This window comes from Streptomyces sp. NPDC041124 (assembly GCF_055592385.1).
Window position 1 is genome coordinate 76,122 of the sequence record NZ_JBVIYR010000005.1, and the last position, 16,441, is coordinate 92,562.

The window sequence follows — 16,441 nt, forward strand, 5'->3', positions numbered from 1 at the left end:
TCGGATCGGGCCCGCGACGGACCAGTGTCCTGACTCCCGGATCGACGTTCCCTCCGCCTTCCCGCGCGGTGCGCAGTGGCATGTCGAAGGGGCGCTCCCCGGTCACAGTGGCGGGACCGTGCCGGATTCGCACCGGCTTCCTGTCTCCCGTCGCGGCGATGACCAGGTGATCCTATGTTCCTCCGAGTTGACGGCAAAAGGGCGTGCGGACCCGGCCGCACGCCCCGCGCCCCCTCACGCTTCGCGGACCGCCCGGAGGACGAGCCGCTCGGCACTCTCGTCGTAGGGGCGCCCGTCGAACCCGCCGAAGACCTCCACGCGGCCGAACCCCGCCTCCTCGGCCATCCGCCGCAGCTCCACCGCGCTGTACACGAACCACGTCAAGGTGGCCCGCGTCACCCGCTCGCCCCGGACCAGCACCCACTCGCTGCGCAGCCGCGCCCACTCGTCCAGCACGGTGTCGGTCTGCACCATCAGGTCGTCGCCCCGCCGCACCACCTTGGGTGGGGTGACCCTGCGGGCCAGAAGTACCTTCCCGGCGAGATCCAGGACGAGCGTGCCGCCGGGAGCCAGGCAGGTGTGCATGGTGCGCAGCACGCGCGCGTTGGGGAAGCAGCAGACACTGGGCGGCTGCCAGCAGCCAGAACCAACCGGTGTGTCCGGCCCGTTCGCCGAGGCCGTACAACTGCCCGCCCAGCACGCCGCTCGCGCAGGCGCCCAGGCCCGCGACCAGCCGCTGCCGGCCGAAGACCACGGCGTCGGAGCGAGGGCTGCGGCGCAGTGCCTCCAGGTCGTTCTTGAGGAACAGCACGATGTCGCCCAGGGTGATCAGCGCCCCGCCCGCCAGCAGTGCCGTCCGGGTACCGGCCGCCAGCACGGCCAGGCCCGTCGCCAGGCCCGTGAAGCCGACCGCGAGGGCGAGGGCGTGCGGCATGCGCAGGATCAGGCCGGACGCGAGTGGCTGGACGACGATGACCAGCGTGAAGCAGAGCAGCAGCACCACGCTGTAGAACGCGCTGGAGGCGCGCTCGACGGCGTACACCGCCAGGAAGTGCTGGAAGTGGAAGTAGAGGTAGAACGCCAGGGCGTTGGCGACGAAGGGCAGGAGCGCCACGCCGGCTAAGAGACCCGAGGGGACCGTTTCCCTTGATCCGGCGGGGTCTTCCCCTTCTGTCCCGGGCAGCCGCGCATGTCCCACCGTGACCGTGAGAAACAGCGCCGTGACGGCCGCGAACAGCCAGCCGGGCGACGACAGGACGAACGGCCCGGCGATCAACGGGCCCACGGCCATGCCTGCGTTGAGTGCCGCGTTGCCCGCCGACAGGAACGCCGGGCGGCGCTCGTCGTCGACCCCGTGCACCAGGTACGCCTTGTTCGCGGGCAGGTAGAGCGCGGCACCGCAGCACGTCAGGAAACGGGCGGTGCGTACGACGAGTGCCCACAGCATCGTGCGGCGCAGCCCGATCCGGTCCGCGAGGGCTCCGCCGACGATGCCGCCGGAGAACTGCACGAGCGATGCCACGGCCAGGACGACGCCGACCGTGCCGAGCCCCATCCCGAGCCGTTCGTGCAGGAACACCGACATGAACGGCAGGACCATGAAGCTGCCGAGCGGAATGAGGAACGAGCTGAGCAGGAGGAACCGCAGCGGGCCGGTGAGCGGGAACAGCGAGTCCCGCAGGCCCGGTCCCCGGGTGGTGCGCTCACCCACCGGGCGCCTCCCGGCCGGCCGGGTCGGTGAGTACCCGCAGGGCGCCCGCGGCGGCCACCGCGCGGTGGGTGGCGAGTTCGGCGATCTCCGCCTCGGCGTACACGATGCCCGCGTAGCCGCGGCTGTCGTCCAGGTGCTCGATGAGGTCGCCGGTCTGCTTAACCGGGTACGAGGCGGGCGTTCCCGGCATGTTGTCGAGCCGGTCGAGCCCGGCGACCCCGGTGAACACGCCGGGTGCGGCCGGATAGCCCAGAACGAAGGCGACGGCCGGACCACCGGGCAGGTCCGCGTCCATGAGCCGGGGGCGGCGGCTGAGCGCGGCCTCGCGTACACGTTGACGCCGAGCGCCCGGCACATGCCCTCCCCGACCAGGGCGCCCCCGATCCGGGGATCGACCTCCACCACCTCCGGGCCGTCGGCGGTCAGCACGAACTCCACGTGTGCGAACCGGTCGGTGTAGCCGATGGCGGCGAGCATCCGGTCGAGCCAGCGCTCCAGCGATGTCCGCTGCGGGCCCGGGAAGGCGACGGGGAAGGCGGTGATCTCCTCCCGGAAGTGCGGCTCCGGTGACATGAGTCGACTGGAGACGCCCAGCAGCCGGGTGCGGCCGTCCCAGGTGAGCGTCTCGGCGCTGTACACCGGCCCGCTGAAATAGGGCTCGGCGAACAACCGCCCCTTCAGGTCCCGACCGGACGCCTCGGCCAGCGCCGCGTCGAGTTCGCCTTCGTCACGGACCAGCCACACGTTCTGGCTCCCGGTGCCCGCCGTGTCCTTGAGCACGAGCGGCGGTCCCATCTCCTTGAGCAGCAGCCCGCGCGCCTCGCGGTCCGGCTCGGCGTTTTCGACGGCCCGTCCGCGCGTGAGACCCACCTCGTGCAGCCGGTTGCGTACCGCGGCCTTGTCCCGGGTCAGCCGCAGGACGGCTGAATCGAGACCGGGCAGGCCGAGGCGTTCGGTGAGGGCAGCGCCGGCCAGGGTCCAGGTGTCGGTGGAACTGATCAGGCCGCGCAGTCCCAGGGTGCGCCGGAGCAGATCGGCGGTTCGTTCCACGTCGAAGGTGTCGGTCACGACGACGTCGAGGGCACCGTCGGGCAGCCGGTCCAGTTCGTAGGCGTAGTAGGCGGGGTCCCGGGTCAGCAGCAGCAGGCGCTCGCCGAGCCGGTCGGCGGCACGGACCAGACGGCCGAGGCCGAAGGTCAGTGACTCCAGGCAGGCCACGGTCATGCCGCCCGCTCCTTCCAGTGGGCCGGGCAGGGAGTGCGCTGCCACGTCATCCTCGACCAGGGCATGGTCATCTCCTCCGGACTGCGGACCTCGAGGGGTTTCAGCGCGGCCGGATCCAGGGCCTCGGCGTGCCGGGCGAACACGCGCTCCACGTAGCGGTGTCCGGTATCGGCCCCTATCACCAGGTGCAGTCGGTCGAGGTGGCGACGGGCCTCGTACGTCGCCGTCAGATAGCCGGCACCGGTGGACAGCCCGGCGAACACCGCGTGCTCGCGCAGCAGGGCGACGGCGCCGGACATGGCGTGGGTGAAGTCCAGCCAGTGCACGGTGTCGTAGAGATGGTGGCGGACGTTGTCGAAGACGATCGACGAGCCGATGCCGGCGATGATCGCCTCGGGATCGTGGTGGTCCTGGCTGCCGAAGGTGACGCTGCCGAAGGGCTGGACGCCGACCAGACGCACCGAGGGGTCGGTAACACGCAGGTGTTCCACGATGCCGCCGGTCGAGGCTCCGGAACCCACCCCGCCGACGACGGTCAGCGGCACGGCCGGGAACTCCGCCGCGATCCGGTCGGCGACCTCTTGGTAGCCGAGGTAGTGGACGTCGTCGTGGTACTGGCGCATCCAGTGGTGGCCGGGACGCCCGGCGAGTATCTCGCGCACCCGCCGCACCCTCAGTTCCTGGTCGAGCTTCAGGTTCCGCGACGGTCTGACCTGTTCCACCGTGGCGCCGAGGATCTCCAGTTGGGCGAGGGTGGTGGCGTCGACGGTGGTGGACGCGACGATGTGGCACCGCATGCCGTACCGGTGGCAGGCCAGTGCGAGGGCGTAGGCGTAGATGCCCCTGGAGCTGTCGATCAGGGTCTGGCCCGGACGGACCGTGCCTCGCTCCAGCAGATGACGGACGGCGGCCAGGGCCGAGTAGATCTTCATCGACTCGAACCGCAGCAGGACCAGGCCATCGGTGAGCCGGACGAGGTCCGGGACTTTCAGGGCGTCGGCGATGTGGGGGTGGATCACCCGTAGCCTCCTTGGGCGAAGGTGCACTGGTGGCCGAGCGAGTGGAAGAACGCGGAGAGTTCGGACTTGACCTCGGCTCGCGGGCGTGAGGCGAAGAGATAGCCGGCCAGGCAGCCGGTGTGGGCGACGAAGACGCCGTCGGCGCCGAACCGCTCACGGTGGGCGTGCAGGCTGCCGAAGGTCGCCTTGGGCAGCACCTCCTGAGACAACGCGGCGCTGGTCGTCGCGGCACGGGCGACGGCGGCCGGGTCTCCCGAGTCGAAGCCCTTCACCAGATCGGTCAGGCACCGTCGGTACTCCTCGCCGCGGCGCCTGTAGTGGTCCAGCAGCAGGGGAGTGACGGCGGCGGTGTCCACCGTGCCGGGTTCCGTGACGAAGGCGGTGTGGAAGCCGAGGCCCGGGCCCAGTCGCCGCACCACCCGGTGCCGCCCGCTGAGGTACAGGGCGAACTCGTCGAGGAAGACGCTGTCGGCGCGCTCGATGCCGGCCAGGACGCCGAGGACCACGTCCGTGTCGTACGGCAGGGAGAAGACGCGGAACAGACAGCGCAGCGTCGCCACGATGTCCGCCGTGGAACTGGCCATCCCCACGCCCACCGGCAGTTCGGAGCGGGTGTGCCAGTCGCCCGGTGGCAGGGTGAGGCCGTAGTGGTCGAGGAAGAGCCGCGCCGCTGCCACCGACTTCTCCCCGAGGGGCGGGGCATGTGGCTGAGGACCGGCCGCCGTCCTCGGTGTGAAGTACACCCAGGAGTGACGGTCCACGGGAAAGGACACCACCGCGATCTCAGGGTCGGTGCCCGCACGCAACGGGCCCTGGTACAGCTCGCCCAGAGTGCCGTGGCAGACACCGGACACCGTGCCGCCGGACACGTCAGGTTCCCGGAGGACGCCCGCGGCGGGTCCGAGTGTCGTCGGCCCCGGTCCGTCGGACGGCACGTGGACCCGGGGTCGGTACGGCCGACGCGAACCGGCTGGGTTCCGCACACCGTCCTCCTCCGTACCGGGCCTTGAACACCGAGAGGGAAGGAGGCGCGGCCATACGCACGACGTACGACCACCCATACCGCCGACCCAGTCCACGAGGTCACGTGCACAGCCCGCGCGGGACGCGGGCGCAGTGGCAGGTCTTCGGACTCGCGGGCACGTCCTCACCGTTCGAGGACACCTACCGGCCGTCTCTTCCCCGGCCCTGACGCGGGCCCAGTGACATCGACGGCTTTCGTTCCCACTTACCGCTGCGGGACAGTCCCGGATTCGCACCGGGTTCTCTCTTGCGTCGCACCACCGGACGTCCGGGCGGACGGGAGGCGCGAACCGACTGCGTGTATCAGCGCAGAGGCGCTCGTATTCCTGCGACAGTGGGGCTTCGGCGGTTGTCTTGAATGTGGAGGGGAGGCAGAAACCAGGTGTGCCCCGCGCAGTTCTCGTGGCGGCTCTGGCCGGACAACACCTCTGGGGATCACTCCCTCATCAGCCAGACTTGTTGCCTCACGCCACATGCGCACCGCTGCTGCGATGGCCCGTGCCCGGGAGGCCCCTGATGACATCGGACACGAGGCCGGACGAAGACGGGGCAGCAGTCCCGCCCGGAAGGCAACGGCTTCCCGGCGACCGCGTCGCCCTGCGCGGCGACCTGCGGGCCGCCCTGCCCGACGCCACCGCGGCGGTGGTGGTCACCGTGCTCGTGTTCGCCCTCCTGTGGGCGCGCATGGAATCGGGTGCTTCGGACACCGTCGCGGTCATGCCGTTCATGGACGACCCCGGCACCTACTGGATGTACCTGCTCAGCCAGGCGTTCGGATGGTCGGGACTGCTGTGGGCCTGGGGCACGGTCATGCTCGGTCTGCTCCTGTCGGGACCGCGCCCCGCCCGGCTGCCGGTCTCCCGGCAGGTACTGGAGCGCTGGCACCGCACCACCAGCCTGACGACCATGGCCCTGATGTTCGCGCACGCGCTGATGTTCGCGGCCGAACTCGTACGCTACGAGACGAAGGTGGACTGGGCGGAACGGCTGTGGGTGGCCTTCGCCGACAGCTTCGTTCCCGGCTGGTACGACTCCGGCACCGGCGAGATCGCCATCCCGCTCGGACAGGGGGCCCTCTACCTGGCGGTTCCGCTGGGGCTGCTGTTCTACGTCCGGCACCGCATTGGCGCGAACACCTGGCGGCGGCTGCACCGGTTCGTGATCGTCGTGTACGTGCTGAGCGTGTGGCACACGCTGCTGTACGGGACCAACGTCTGGTACGGGGAGTGGCTGCGCACCGTGCTGTGGCTGCTGCAACTGCCGGTCGCGGTGCTGCTGTTGCTTCGTCTGCTGAGACCGGCCCGGCGGGCGGAACGGCTGGGCCCCCCGAGCGGGGGCGCGGGCCGGCCGGGTTGGTGGCTGCGGGCGGCGGGACGGGTCGCCGTCGGGGCCGTCGTCGTCGGGCTCGTCGTCGTGGTGGTGTCCGGCCGTGACGGCGGACGGGACCGTCCGACCCATCCGCCCGCGACGGCCCCGCACGCCCAGGAGACGGACTGACGGCCGGCACCGGGCGGGCCGGACGGTGTACCGGGTGGGAGGATGAGCGGCGACAGGGCGACGGCGGAACGAGGAAGCCGGTGTGAATCCGGCGCGGTCCCGCCACTGTGATCGGCGAGCGAGTTCCGACAGGCCACTGCCCGGCAACGGGTGGGAAGGGCGGGACGAGCATCGACCCGAGAGCCAGGAGACTCACGCGGTCGCCTCCTCGACGGACCACCGGGGCGGATCTCCCCGGAGAGAGGGACGGCACCGCATGCCCGCAACACCGACCGGACCAACGACTGACGACGAGAGGCCCGCGACGGCCACCGGCCCCGTGCCGTGCCGCATCGTCGTGTGCCGCGACTGCTGCTGCGGCAGCCCCAAGGTGACCAGCGTCGACCACGCGGCCCAGACCGAACGCCTGCGTGCCGCAGCACCGGTACGCGTCTCCGACTGCCTCGACGTCTGCGAACACGCCAACGTCATCGTCGTACAGCCCTCCGCGGAGGGCAGGGCCGCAGGCGCCCGGCCCGTCTGGCTCGGACTGGTCAACGACCCGGACGCGACCGAGGACATCGCCGCCTGGGCCCGCGCCGGTGGACCGGGCGTCGCACCCCGTCCGGACATCCTCGACCTGTACGCCATCACGCCGCCACGACGGCGTACGGCCCCCTGACCGTACGGACGAAGAGCCGGAAGGAGGACGAGAACCGTGCACGACGCCCGTGCCTCAACCGCGTCCGTCACCGTCGCCCTGCACGACGTGGCGGGCCTCGGCGGCTTCTTCGCCCTGCAGGCCGGCGGACGGACGACTGCCGGCATCCGATCGCCCGCTCCTACAGGGCGGGTTTCACCGATCTCGCCGAAGCCGTCGCACGCCGCCACCGCACTCCGGAGCCGTGCGTCGACGTCTCCACCGCCCAGCTCGGGCACGCCGCCCGTTCTCTGGTCACCGGCCCTGGCCTGCGTCGTCCTGCACGGAATCGTCCCCGACCTGGAGGGACCGCAGCGGGCCGACGACGGGCCGGCCCTCCGGGTGCCCCGCCCGGCCGGCTGGTACGCCGACCGGCTCGACGACGGCCCCGCCCGCGCCCTGTACCAGCAGGTGACACGTCACCTGTCGGCACTGGCCGGCGGCGTACGCCGCCAAGCCCTGCGATGAGGTGCACCCGTTTCGGGCTGTGCCGCTCACCGGGTCGGAAGCCGTGCGCCCGGCCCGGTGAGCCCGGGTCAGAAGTGGGACAGCTCGTCACGGATGGTGCGGGCGGCGGCCACCAGGTGTTCGAGTGAGACCCGGGTCTCGGGCCAGGCGCGGGTCTTCAAACCGCAGTCGGGGTTGACCCAGAGCCGTTCGGCGGGGATGGCCTTGAGGCCGGTGCGCAGGAGTTCCGCGGTCTCGTCGGTGCTCGGGACGCGCGGGGAATGGATGTCGTACACGCCGGGCCCGGCCTCGCGCGGACAGCCGTGGGCGGCGAGTTCGCGGGCGACCCGCATGTGGGAGCGGGCGGCCTCGAGGCTGATGACGTCGGCGTCGAGGGCGTCGATGGCCTGGACGATGTCGCCGAACTCGGCCTAGCACATATGGGTGTGGATCTGGGTGTCCGGGCGGACGCCGGCCGTGGTGAGCCGGAAGGCTTCCGTGGCCCAGGTGAGGTATCCGGCCCGGTCGGCGGTGCGCAGTGGCAGTGTCTCGCGCAGGGCCGGCTCGTCCACCTGGATGACCGGGGTTCCTGCGGCCTCCAGGTCGCTCACCTCGTCGCGCAGGGCGAGGGCGACCTGCCGGGCGGTGTCGCCGAGCGGCTGGTCGTCGCGGACGAACGACCAGGCGAGCATGGTGACCGGACCGGTGAGCATGCCCTTGACCGGCTTCTCGGTGAGCGACTGAGCGTACGTCGTCCAGCGCACGGTCATCGGTCCGGGGCGGGAGATGTCGCCGGCCAGGATCGGCGGGCGGACGTAGCGGGTGCCGTAGGACTGGACCCAGCCGTGCCGGGTGGCCAGGCACCCCGTCAGCTGCTCGGCGAAGTACTGGACCATGTCGTTGCGTTCGGGTTCGCCGTGGACGAGGACGTCGATCCCGGTCTTCTCCTGGAAGGAGATCACCGTCTGGATCTCCGCCCGGATCCGCTCCTCGTAGCCGGCCGTGTCGAGGCGCCCGGCGTGCAGGTCGGCGCGGGCGGCGCGCAGTTCGCCGGTCTGCGGGAAGGAGCCGATGGTCGTGGTCGGCAGCAGCGGCAGCCGGAGGTGGGTGCGTTGGGCGGCGCTGCGCTCCGCGTACGGCTGGGAACGGCGCGCGTCGGCCTCGGTGACCGCGGAGGCGCGGGCGCGGACGGCCGGATCGCGGGTGACGGGGGAGTGGGCACGGGAGGCGAGGTCGGCGCGGTTCGCCGGCAGGTCGGCGGTGATGGCGTCGGCGTCCCGGGCGAGACCCCTGGCGAGGGTGAGACCTCGGCGGTCTTCTGTTGCGCGAAGGGCAGCCAGCGCAGGATCTGCGGTTCGATGTCCCGCTCGGCGGCCGTGTTCAGGGGGACATGTAGCAGGGAGCAGGAGGCGGACACGTCGACGCGGTCGGCCAGGCCCAGCAGCGTACCCAGCGTGGTCAGGGAGCCGGCGAGGTCGTTGACCCAGACGTTGCGGCCGTTGACGACACCGGCGACCAGCCGCTTGCCGGGCAGCCCGCCGACGGCGGCCAGCGCGTCCAGGTTGGCGGCCGCCGACTCGGTGAAGTCCAGGGCGAGACCGTCGACCGGTGCCTTGGCCAGCACCGGCAGCGCATCGCCGAGCCGATCGAAGTACGAGGCGACCAGCAGTTTCGGACGTCGGCGAGGGCGTCCAGGTCGCGGTAGGCACGTTCGGCGGCGTTCAGGTCGGCCGGGGTGCGGTCCTGGACCAGGGCGGGTTCGTCGAGCTGCACCCACTCGGCGCCGACGGCGCGCAGGTCGGCGAGGACCTCGGCGTCCACGGGTAGCAGCCGGTCCAGCAGGGTCGGCGGCTCGAAGCCGGCCGGCACACCTGGGCCCGGCTTGGCGAGCAGGAGATAGGTGACGGGGCCGACGAGTACCGGCCGGGCGGTGAGGCCCTGGGCGAGGGCTTCCTTCAGCTCGGCGACTTGCTTGGCGGAGTTCGCCGTGAAGACGGTGCCGGGGCCCAGTTCGGGGACCAGATAGTGATAGTTGGTGTCGAGCCACTTGGTCATCTCCAGCGGCGAGACCTCCTGGGTGCCGCGGGCCATGGCGAAGTAGCCTTCGATCGCGTCGGCGTCGACGGCGGCGCGGTGCCGCTCGGGGATCGCGCCGACCATGACGGTGGTGTCGAGGACGTGGTCGTGGTACGAGAAGTCGCCGGTCGGCACCTACGTCGCCCGCCGCACCGCCGCGGGCAAGACGAAACGGGAGATCATCCGATGCCTCAAGCGCTACGTCATCCGCGAGGTCTACCACCTGCTCCAGCCCGCCCCGCGGGCGGCCTCCGCAGCGAGTGACAACGGCGTCGGTGGCGGGGTGCCCGGCCGCCACGGCCGGCCCGGGCCCCGATCCGCTGGGGTCGGCACCCGCAGCGCCTTCTTCAGCCGGGGCACCATGGTGAAGCGGTGGGTGGGGTAGACGGAGGCGACCGCGCCGGAGCGCGAGCGGCACGGCGAGCCGGGCTGGGCGTCGTACTTCGGACAGGTGTGCTGTTCGACGTCGTTGATGTCCGACCGGTCGGTTTGGGAAGGCGGTCGAGGGTCCGTCATGGGCCCGGATTTTCGCGCAATGCAAGTCTCAGAAGGGGGTCCGTCCCGCTTTTGAGTGAGAACGGATTCTGTGAACGAATCCGGGATCGGCGAGGCTCCGGCAGCCCGTGATTGATCTTGCTCGCGCAAAGGACCGTTTGTGAGAGTGGAGTTCGTGCGTGCAGCCCATGGTTTTAGCTCGCATGTGAGCCACCAGCGGTCTGCGTCACGGTCCGGGGCGGCTCAAGATCGGGCTCGTTCTGCCGGGGCTTCGCTGTCGACGGGCCTGCGAGCCGCCTGGGCGGGGTGCGTCACGGGTGATGTGGCAAGTCGTCATCCGCGAGCAGTCGACGCGTCGCTCCGGCCGCGAAGTCGGACACGGTCGTCAGATCGTCGCCTTGGTCGATTCTGCGGATGCACGCATCGACGACTGCTTGGACCACCGCCACGGTCAGCTCTGGCTGTGGCAGCCCCAGTTCGCGCACGACCCGGGCGAGCGCCTCATGTAGCGAGATGTGCAGATTCCTCACCCGCTCCCGCGCCGACGGGGAGAGCGAGTCGCGCGAGAGCGCGGCCCGCCAGCCGTGGGTGCCGCGAGCCGCCTGTTCGAGGTTGGCCCTGACGTAGGCGGCAGCCTGGGCGGCGGGTGTGGTCTCGGCCGCGATGGCCTGCTCCACTGCGTCGATCCAGGCGGGGAATTCGCGGGTGACGACGAGTTCGAGCAGGTCGTCGATGGAGTTGAAGTAGCGGTAGATGCTGTTGCGGGCGATCCCGGCTCGCGCGGCAACCGCTCCGGCCGTGAGGGCTTCGGCACCACCCTCTTCCAGGAGCTCCTCGGCCGCGTCGATCAGCTGCGCGAGCCGCTGCGCCCGGTGCTCCCGGACGCTGCCGGCTTCAATCTTGGGCATTTTCTCCGCTTCACCTCGGACGCTGTGCCGTCTCCCGCCAACCTACCCCCACGCCCGAGAGGCCGAGGGGGCGTGTTAGCTTGACGCAACTTAGAGACACCCTGTCGCTAAGTTCTGTCCGTGCTTCCTGCTGAAGGCTGCCCGATGCAACCGATGAACTCCCCCGCTCTGCTGCGATGTCTCCTGGGATCGAAGAAGCGCGCCGCCGTGGTGGTGGCCTTCTGGGTCCTGATCGCGGGCCTCCTCGCCGGGGTCGCCCCGGCCCTGGAATCCGTCGAGGACAACGCCTCCGCCAACCTGCCGCCCGCCGCCTCGGACTCCATGAAGGCCCGTGATCTCGTCCGCGCCCAGCTTCCGGGCCAGGACGCGACGCCGGCGATCATCGTGGTCCGCGGCAAGGGCACCGACGCCGCGAAGAGCGCCACGCAATCGGTCGCCGCCATCACCTCGGCCCTTTCCGGAACCAGCCGACCCGACCATGTCGTGAGCGTGGTCTCCACGGTGACCGCTCCCGACGCCGCGGCCGAGTTGGTCTCGCAGGACCGCGGTGCTCAGCTGGTCATCGTGCCCATGGAGGGAAGCCCCTCGGACGAGTCCTTCCAGAACGCGGTCGACGAGGTGCGTGCCCTCGCGTCCGACCGGGCCGGGCCCGCCGACGTCGCGGTGACCGGCCCCGCCGGGATCGCCACCGACACCGTGAAGGTCTTCAGCGGCGGTGACAAAGTCCTGCTGCTGGCCACCGTCGTGCTCGTCCTGATCATCCTGCTGGCGATCTACCGCTCGCCCCTGATGGCGCTCGTGCCGCTTCTTGCCGTGGGCGTGGCTATGCGCGTGGCGGAGACGCTCGGCGCGATTCTCGCGGACGCCGGAGTCATCACGGTCAGCTCCCAGACCGCCTCGATCATGACCGTGCTGCTGTTCGGGGTGGGCACGGACTACGCGCTGATCATCACCGCCCGCTACCGCGAGACCCTGCTCGACGAGCCAGACCGCGCCCGCGCGATGCAGGCCGCCGTGCGCCGCACCGCCGAGTCCGTCCTCGCCAGCGCCTCGACCATCGTGCTCGCCATGTTTGCCCTGCTCGTGGCCGTCTCCCCGGCACTTCACGGCTTCGGACCGTACCTCGCTCTGGGCGTGGCCGTCATGGCGCTGGTGGCGTTCACCTTGATCCCCGCCCTGGTCCTCCTGCTGGGCAAGGGCGTGTTCTGGCCCGGGGGCGTGGACAAGGCCGCCGAACGCAGTCGCGGCGCAGGCGTCTGGCACCGCATCGCCGCCCTGGTCGCACGGGCCCCCGTCAGGGTGGCCTCGGCCGTGATCGCACTCCTGGTGGTGCTGAGCGCGGGACTGCTCGGCTACCAGGAGAGCTTCAACACCCTCAGCGGCTTCCGCGCCGCCACCGAGTCGGAGCACGGGCAGCACCTCATCCAGGAGGAATTCGGGCCCGGCGAGATCGCTCCCAGTACCGTCGTTGTTCATTCCCAGGACAACCTGCGCTCCGGCCCCGCACCCGCCGACATCGCCACCGCACTCACCGACACCGATCACGTCAGCCGTGTCGCAGACCCCCGCATGGGCAAGGACGGCAAGACCGTCTTCTACGACGTCGTCCTCGACCTCGACCCCTACAGCTCGAAGGCACTCGACGCGATCGGTCCCCTCAAGCAGGCCACACAATCCGCGGCCCAGGCCGCCGGAGTGCAGGACGCAACGGTGCTCATCGGCGGCGAGACCGCGCAGAACGCCGACATCCGCTCCGCCCTCGACCGCGACACGACCTTCATCGTGCTCCTGGTCCTGGCCATCGTCACCGCGGTCCTCGTCCTGCTGCTCCGCTCGCTCCTTGCCTCGCTCTACCTGGTCGCGACCCTGATCCTGTCGTTCCTGGCCACCCTGGGCGCCACCACCTTCTTCACCGTGACCGTCCTCGGTGACGACGGCATCGGCAACCGCGTCACCGCGTACATCTTCGTCTTCCTCGTCGCGCTCGGCGTCGACTACAACATCTTCATCATGAGCCGGTTCAAGCAGGAACTGCGCACCCAGCCCCCGGCGAAGGCGATCACCGCCGCCCTGACACGCACCGGCGGCGTCATCTCCTCCGCGGGCCTCATCCTCGCGGCGACCTTCGCCGTCCTGATGACCCAGCCGATCCGCGAACTGTTCCAGTTCGGCTTCGCCATGGCCTTCGGTATCCTGCTGGACACCTTCCTCATCCGCCCCCTCCTGGTCCCCGCCATCGTCCGCCTGCTCGGCGACCGCGCCCTGTGGCCCGCACGCCCAGGCACCCCGACGCCTTCCACGCCCACCTCCGAACCGCCTTCCGCCGACGTCCCGGCCGCACGGGCCACCGAAACCGGCTCCAGCCGTCTGCTGCGCGCGTTCACCTGGATCGCGGTCATCGAAGCGTGCACGTGGGCAGGCCTGCTGGCCGGGATGTACCTCAAGTACATCCCCGAAACCACCGAACTCGGCGTACGGATCTTCGGCACCCTCCACGGCGCCGCCTTCATCGTCTACGTAGCCCTGACCATCCTGGTCGCGATCCGGCTGAAGTGGCGACTGGGCCGGACCACGATCTTCGCCCTGCTGGCCGCCGTACCCCCGTTCATGACTGTCGCGTTCGAAATCTGGGCCCGCCGCACAGGCAGGCTCCCTCAGCCGACCGCGGCCCCGAGCCCAACTCCAGCCCAGTAACCGCACCCCACAGAGAGACTCGATCGGACACGCGGTGCACATCATCGCCATCGTCGTGCGAGCCCCGGCCGGGCGGGACAGCCACCGACATCACGCCAACAACCGAAAGAAGACAGGAATGACCACCGCCGTCACCGAGTTCACCGTCGCCGCGCCCGCCCAGGGCGCGTTCGAGGCCAACTTCACCGCCGGCATGCGCACCACCCTTAACGACGTGCCGGGGCTGCGCAACGCACGACTGCTGCGTCCCCGCAAGGGCTCACACGGCTACCTGGCCGTCCTCGACTTCGAGGACGACGCCGCGTTCACCGCCTACACCTCGGCGGAGGCGTTCCGCGCCGCGCACGCCGACCCCACCCACTCGCTCGCCGACGACAACCGCGTCACGGTCTTCGAAGCGGTCACGCAAGTCTGACATTTCCGGTCCTGCGGGGGCCGGAACAGCTCGCGCGGCCGAGCCGCGCGGGATGACGCAGACGGTGCCTCCTGACCGCGCTGCGGCAGCGGTGACCGCCGAGTCGAGCAAGGGCGGTCCCTCGGAGTCACGGGCAGTGACTCCGAGGGACCGCCCTCACCTGTACGGGGAGGCAGGCCAGGTACAGGGACCGGGCATTCTGGCCCGCAGCGGGGCCAGGCCGTGGTGGGATTCGAGCCCTGCTCGAACGGGCCGTGGAGGTTCACAGGGGTCCAGAGCAGCTGGCACCAAGCCCAACCAGCACCACAACTCCAGAGACCGCCGAAGTCGTGGAGAACGGGCACTTCGCCCACCACATACTGGTCAGCGGCGGATGAGCCCGAGGTCGGTGGCGGTGGCCACAGCGGCGGTGCGCGAGTCGGTTCCGAGTTTGGCGTAGATGCGGGCCAGGTGGGATTTGACGGTGCCTTCGGTGAGGTGGAGCCGCTGGCCGATCGTCTGGTTGGACAAGCCCTCGGCGACCAGTGAGAGGACTTCGGTCTCACGTCGGGTCAGGTTGGTGGCGGGGGCGCGGAGCCGGTTCATGAGCCGGTCGGCGACGGCGGGGGCGAGGGTGGTCCGGCCGGTGAAGGCGGTGCGGACCGCGGAGGCCAGGTCTTCGGGTGGGGCATCTTTGAGGAGGTAGCCGGTGGCGCCGGCCTCGATGGCGGGCAGGGTGTCGGCGTCGGAGTCGTAGGTGGTGACGATCAGCACGCGGGGGGCTCCCGGACGGGCGGTGATCTGTGCGGTGGCCTCGGCGCCGCCCATTCCCTTGCCGAACTGAAGATCCATCAGAACGACGTCGATGTCGCCCTGGGCGGCGCGGGCGACCGCGTCCTCGGCGGTGGCGGCCTCGGCGACGACGGTGAGACCGGGTTCCGTCTCCAGAACAGCGCGCAGCCCGGCGCGTACCACCGGGTGGTCGTCGGCCAGGAGCAGGCGGATGGGGTGGTCGGTCACCGGTGGTCCTCGATCTCTGTGTCGGCGGGGGCGGGCAGGGGGAGCTGGGCGGCCAGGGCGGTGCCGCGTCCGGGGGCGGATTCGACGGTGAGGCTGCCACCGAGAGCGTGCATGCGGGCGCGCATGGCGACCAGGCCGAAGCCGCCGCTGCCGGGGTCGGCAGCCGGTACCCGGCCGGGGTCGAAGCCGGTGCCGTCGTCGACGACGTCGAGGGCGACATGATCGCCGAGGTGGCTGAGGGTGACCTCGACACGGGTGGCGCCGGCGTGGCGGACGGTGTTGGCGAGGGCGGATTGGGCGACGCGCAGCAGGGCGACCTCGTGTGTGGTGGGCAGCGGCAGGGGGTTACCGGTGAGGTGGAAGCGTGCGGTGACGGGGTGCCGGGCGGAAGTGGTGGCGCACAAGCGCTCCAGGGCGCCCGCCAGGGTGGAGTCCTCCAGGGCGGGCGGCGTGAGTGCGGCGACGAAGCGGCGGGCTTCGGCGAGGTTGTCCACGGCGGCCTGGCGTGCCTGGTCCACGTAGCGGGCAGCGGGGCTTTCCTCGGCGCCGGGCAGGGCGCGTTCGGCGGCGCGCAGGAACAGCTGGATGCTGGACAGGCCCTGGGCGAGGGTGTCGTGGATCTCGCGGGCCAGGCGTTCGCGTTCGGCCAGTACACCGGCGGTGTGCTGGGCACGGGCCAGGTCGGCGCGGGTGGCGGTGAGTTCCACAATCAGGCGACGGCGCTGTTCGCTCTCCCGGAACAGTGCCTGGTATCCCCACACCACCGCGACGGCGACCGCGGCTCCCAGGGCCGGGCCGATCGCCATGGCGAGGCTGAAAGAGCCCTGATGGGTTGCGAAGCCGGTGATCGCCGCGAGGGTGGTCGTGGCCACGGCGGCCAGACCGGCGCGGCGCGGCAGCAGGTGGAGCTGGAGGAAGAACAGCGGGAAGGCGACCCAGACGGCGTCGGCGGACAGGGCCAGCAGCGCCAGCCAGCAGGCACCCACGGCGGCCAGCCACACTGCGGCGGCCCGCGGGGAGCGGCGGATGCGCGGCAGGGCCGGCCCGGCCGCGTACGCCGCGGCGCACACCGCGGCCCCGGCGACGGTCATCGCGGCGTGCGGCTCGCTATCGGCCACGGCCCGGCCCGCCGCCAGGACCAGGAGCGCGACGATCAGCAGGTGCAGACACCAGGCCAGTGCACGGGTGGTCGGGGTCAGGGAGGGAGCGGTGGTGTTCACAGTCCCTCCAGCCTAAGGACGCACACCCCAACGC

11 protein-coding genes, 3 pseudogenes and 3 riboswitches are annotated in these 16,441 nt (G+C 71.1%); of the genes and pseudogenes, 6 read left to right on the top strand and 8 right to left on the bottom strand.

The features are described 5' to 3' along the window. Positions 1-2: 2 nt before the first annotated feature. Positions 3-180: riboswitch (cobalamin riboswitch) on the bottom strand. A 427-nt stretch (positions 181-607) separates the two neighbouring features. From ACZ6A9_RS15180 to ACZ6A9_RS15195, 4 genes and pseudogenes are all read right to left on the bottom strand, one after another. After that, positions 608-1,711 (bottom strand): annotated as a pseudogene (locus tag ACZ6A9_RS15180) (MFS transporter); the annotation flags it as partial. Then, positions 1,704-2,935: pseudogene (locus ACZ6A9_RS15185) on the bottom strand (ATP-grasp domain-containing protein). The pseudogenes ACZ6A9_RS15180 and ACZ6A9_RS15185, both read right to left, overlap by 8 nt. Then, positions 2,932-3,954 (bottom strand): cysteine synthase family protein, encoded by a 1,023-nt coding sequence (locus ACZ6A9_RS15190; protein WP_468984792.1) that lies wholly within the window; start codon positions 3,952-3,954, stop codon positions 2,932-2,934. Before ACZ6A9_RS15190 ends, ACZ6A9_RS15185 begins: the two are co-directional and overlap by 4 nt. Continuing rightward, positions 3,951-4,823, bottom strand: coding sequence for a GHMP family kinase ATP-binding protein (locus tag ACZ6A9_RS15195; protein ID WP_468984794.1), 873 nt, complete (start codon positions 4,821-4,823; stop codon positions 3,951-3,953). Before ACZ6A9_RS15195 ends, ACZ6A9_RS15190 begins: the two co-directional genes overlap by 4 nt. A 236-nt stretch (positions 4,824-5,059) precedes the next feature. Further along, a riboswitch (cobalamin riboswitch) is annotated at positions 5,060-5,284 on the bottom strand. Positions 5,285-5,493: 209 nt separating this feature from the next. On the opposite strand from ACZ6A9_RS15195, the gene ACZ6A9_RS15200 reads away from it, so the two are divergent. The 3 genes from ACZ6A9_RS15200 (at position 5,494) to ACZ6A9_RS15210 (ending at position 7,621) form a co-directional block, all read left to right on the top strand. Next, on the top strand, positions 5,494-6,474 hold the full coding sequence (locus ACZ6A9_RS15200; RefSeq protein WP_468984796.1) for a ferric reductase-like transmembrane domain-containing protein: 981 nt from the start codon (positions 5,494-5,496) through the stop codon (positions 6,472-6,474). 70 nt (positions 6,475-6,544) lie between these two features. Then, positions 6,545-6,668, top strand: a riboswitch (cobalamin riboswitch). A gap of 62 nt (positions 6,669-6,730) precedes the next feature. Next, a complete protein-coding gene (locus tag ACZ6A9_RS15205; protein WP_387029581.1) occupies positions 6,731-7,135 on the top strand; it encodes a (2Fe-2S) ferredoxin domain-containing protein in 405 nt (134 codons plus the stop codon). A gap of 36 nt (positions 7,136-7,171) precedes the next feature. Beyond that, a complete protein-coding gene (locus tag ACZ6A9_RS15210) occupies positions 7,172-7,621 on the top strand; it encodes a hypothetical protein (RefSeq protein WP_468984799.1) in 450 nt (149 codons plus the stop codon). Positions 7,622-7,689: 68 nt separating this feature from the next. Here ACZ6A9_RS15210 and metE read toward each other — a convergent pair. Next, positions 7,690-9,811 (bottom strand): annotated as a pseudogene (gene metE, locus ACZ6A9_RS15215) (5-methyltetrahydropteroyltriglutamate--homocysteine S-methyltransferase); the annotation flags it as partial. Here metE and ACZ6A9_RS15220 point away from each other — a divergent pair. Next, on the top strand, positions 9,768-10,061 hold the full coding sequence (locus ACZ6A9_RS15220) for a hypothetical protein (protein ID WP_468985780.1): 294 nt from the start codon (positions 9,768-9,770) through the stop codon (positions 10,059-10,061). The pseudogene metE and the gene ACZ6A9_RS15220 overlap by 44 nt on opposite strands. A 421-nt stretch (positions 10,062-10,482) precedes the next feature. Here ACZ6A9_RS15220 and ACZ6A9_RS15225 read toward each other — a convergent pair whose 3' ends face one another. Then, the gene (locus tag ACZ6A9_RS15225) at positions 10,483-11,079 is read right to left on the bottom strand and encodes a TetR/AcrR family transcriptional regulator (RefSeq protein ID WP_133886499.1); all 597 of its coding nucleotides are present in this window, start codon (positions 11,077-11,079) and stop codon (positions 10,483-10,485) included. Between the two features lie 153 nt (positions 11,080-11,232). Between ACZ6A9_RS15225 and ACZ6A9_RS15230 the strand changes: the two genes are divergently transcribed. Together ACZ6A9_RS15230 and ACZ6A9_RS15235 are read left to right on the top strand one after the other, a co-directional pair. After that, complete coding sequence (locus ACZ6A9_RS15230; protein WP_468984802.1) at positions 11,233-13,773, top strand: MMPL family transporter; 2,541 nt, start codon at positions 11,233-11,235, stop codon at positions 13,771-13,773. Positions 13,774-13,891: 118 nt separating this feature from the next. After that, a complete protein-coding gene (locus ACZ6A9_RS15235; RefSeq protein WP_468984804.1) occupies positions 13,892-14,188 on the top strand; it encodes an antibiotic biosynthesis monooxygenase family protein in 297 nt (98 codons plus the stop codon). Between the two features lie 363 nt (positions 14,189-14,551). Here ACZ6A9_RS15235 and ACZ6A9_RS15240 read toward each other — a convergent pair whose 3' ends face one another. Then, a complete protein-coding gene (locus tag ACZ6A9_RS15240) occupies positions 14,552-15,187 on the bottom strand; it encodes a response regulator (RefSeq protein WP_407111633.1) in 636 nt (211 codons plus the stop codon). Next, on the bottom strand, positions 15,184-16,407 hold the full coding sequence (locus tag ACZ6A9_RS15245) for a sensor histidine kinase (protein WP_468984806.1): 1,224 nt from the start codon (positions 16,405-16,407) through the stop codon (positions 15,184-15,186). The genes ACZ6A9_RS15240 and ACZ6A9_RS15245 overlap by 4 nt, the downstream gene beginning before the upstream one ends. Between the last annotated feature and the right edge of the window lie 34 nt (positions 16,408-16,441).

Excerpts from the sequence above, each read along its gene's own strand:
- ACZ6A9_RS15225 (WP_133886499.1), bottom strand. The coding sequence starts at position 11,079 with ATGCCCAAGATTGAAGCCGGCAGCGTCCGGGAGCACCGGGCGCAGCGG.
- ACZ6A9_RS15230 (WP_468984802.1), top strand. The coding sequence starts at position 11,233 with ATGAACTCCCCCGCTCTGCTGCGATGTCTCCTGGGATCGAAGAAGCGC.
- ACZ6A9_RS15200 (WP_468984796.1), top strand. The coding sequence starts at position 5,494 with ATGACATCGGACACGAGGCCGGACGAAGACGGGGCAGCAGTCCCGCCC.
- ACZ6A9_RS15205 (WP_387029581.1), top strand. The coding sequence starts at position 6,731 with ATGCCCGCAACACCGACCGGACCAACGACTGACGACGAGAGGCCCGCG.
- ACZ6A9_RS15235 (WP_468984804.1), top strand. The coding sequence starts at position 13,892 with ATGACCACCGCCGTCACCGAGTTCACCGTCGCCGCGCCCGCCCAGGGC.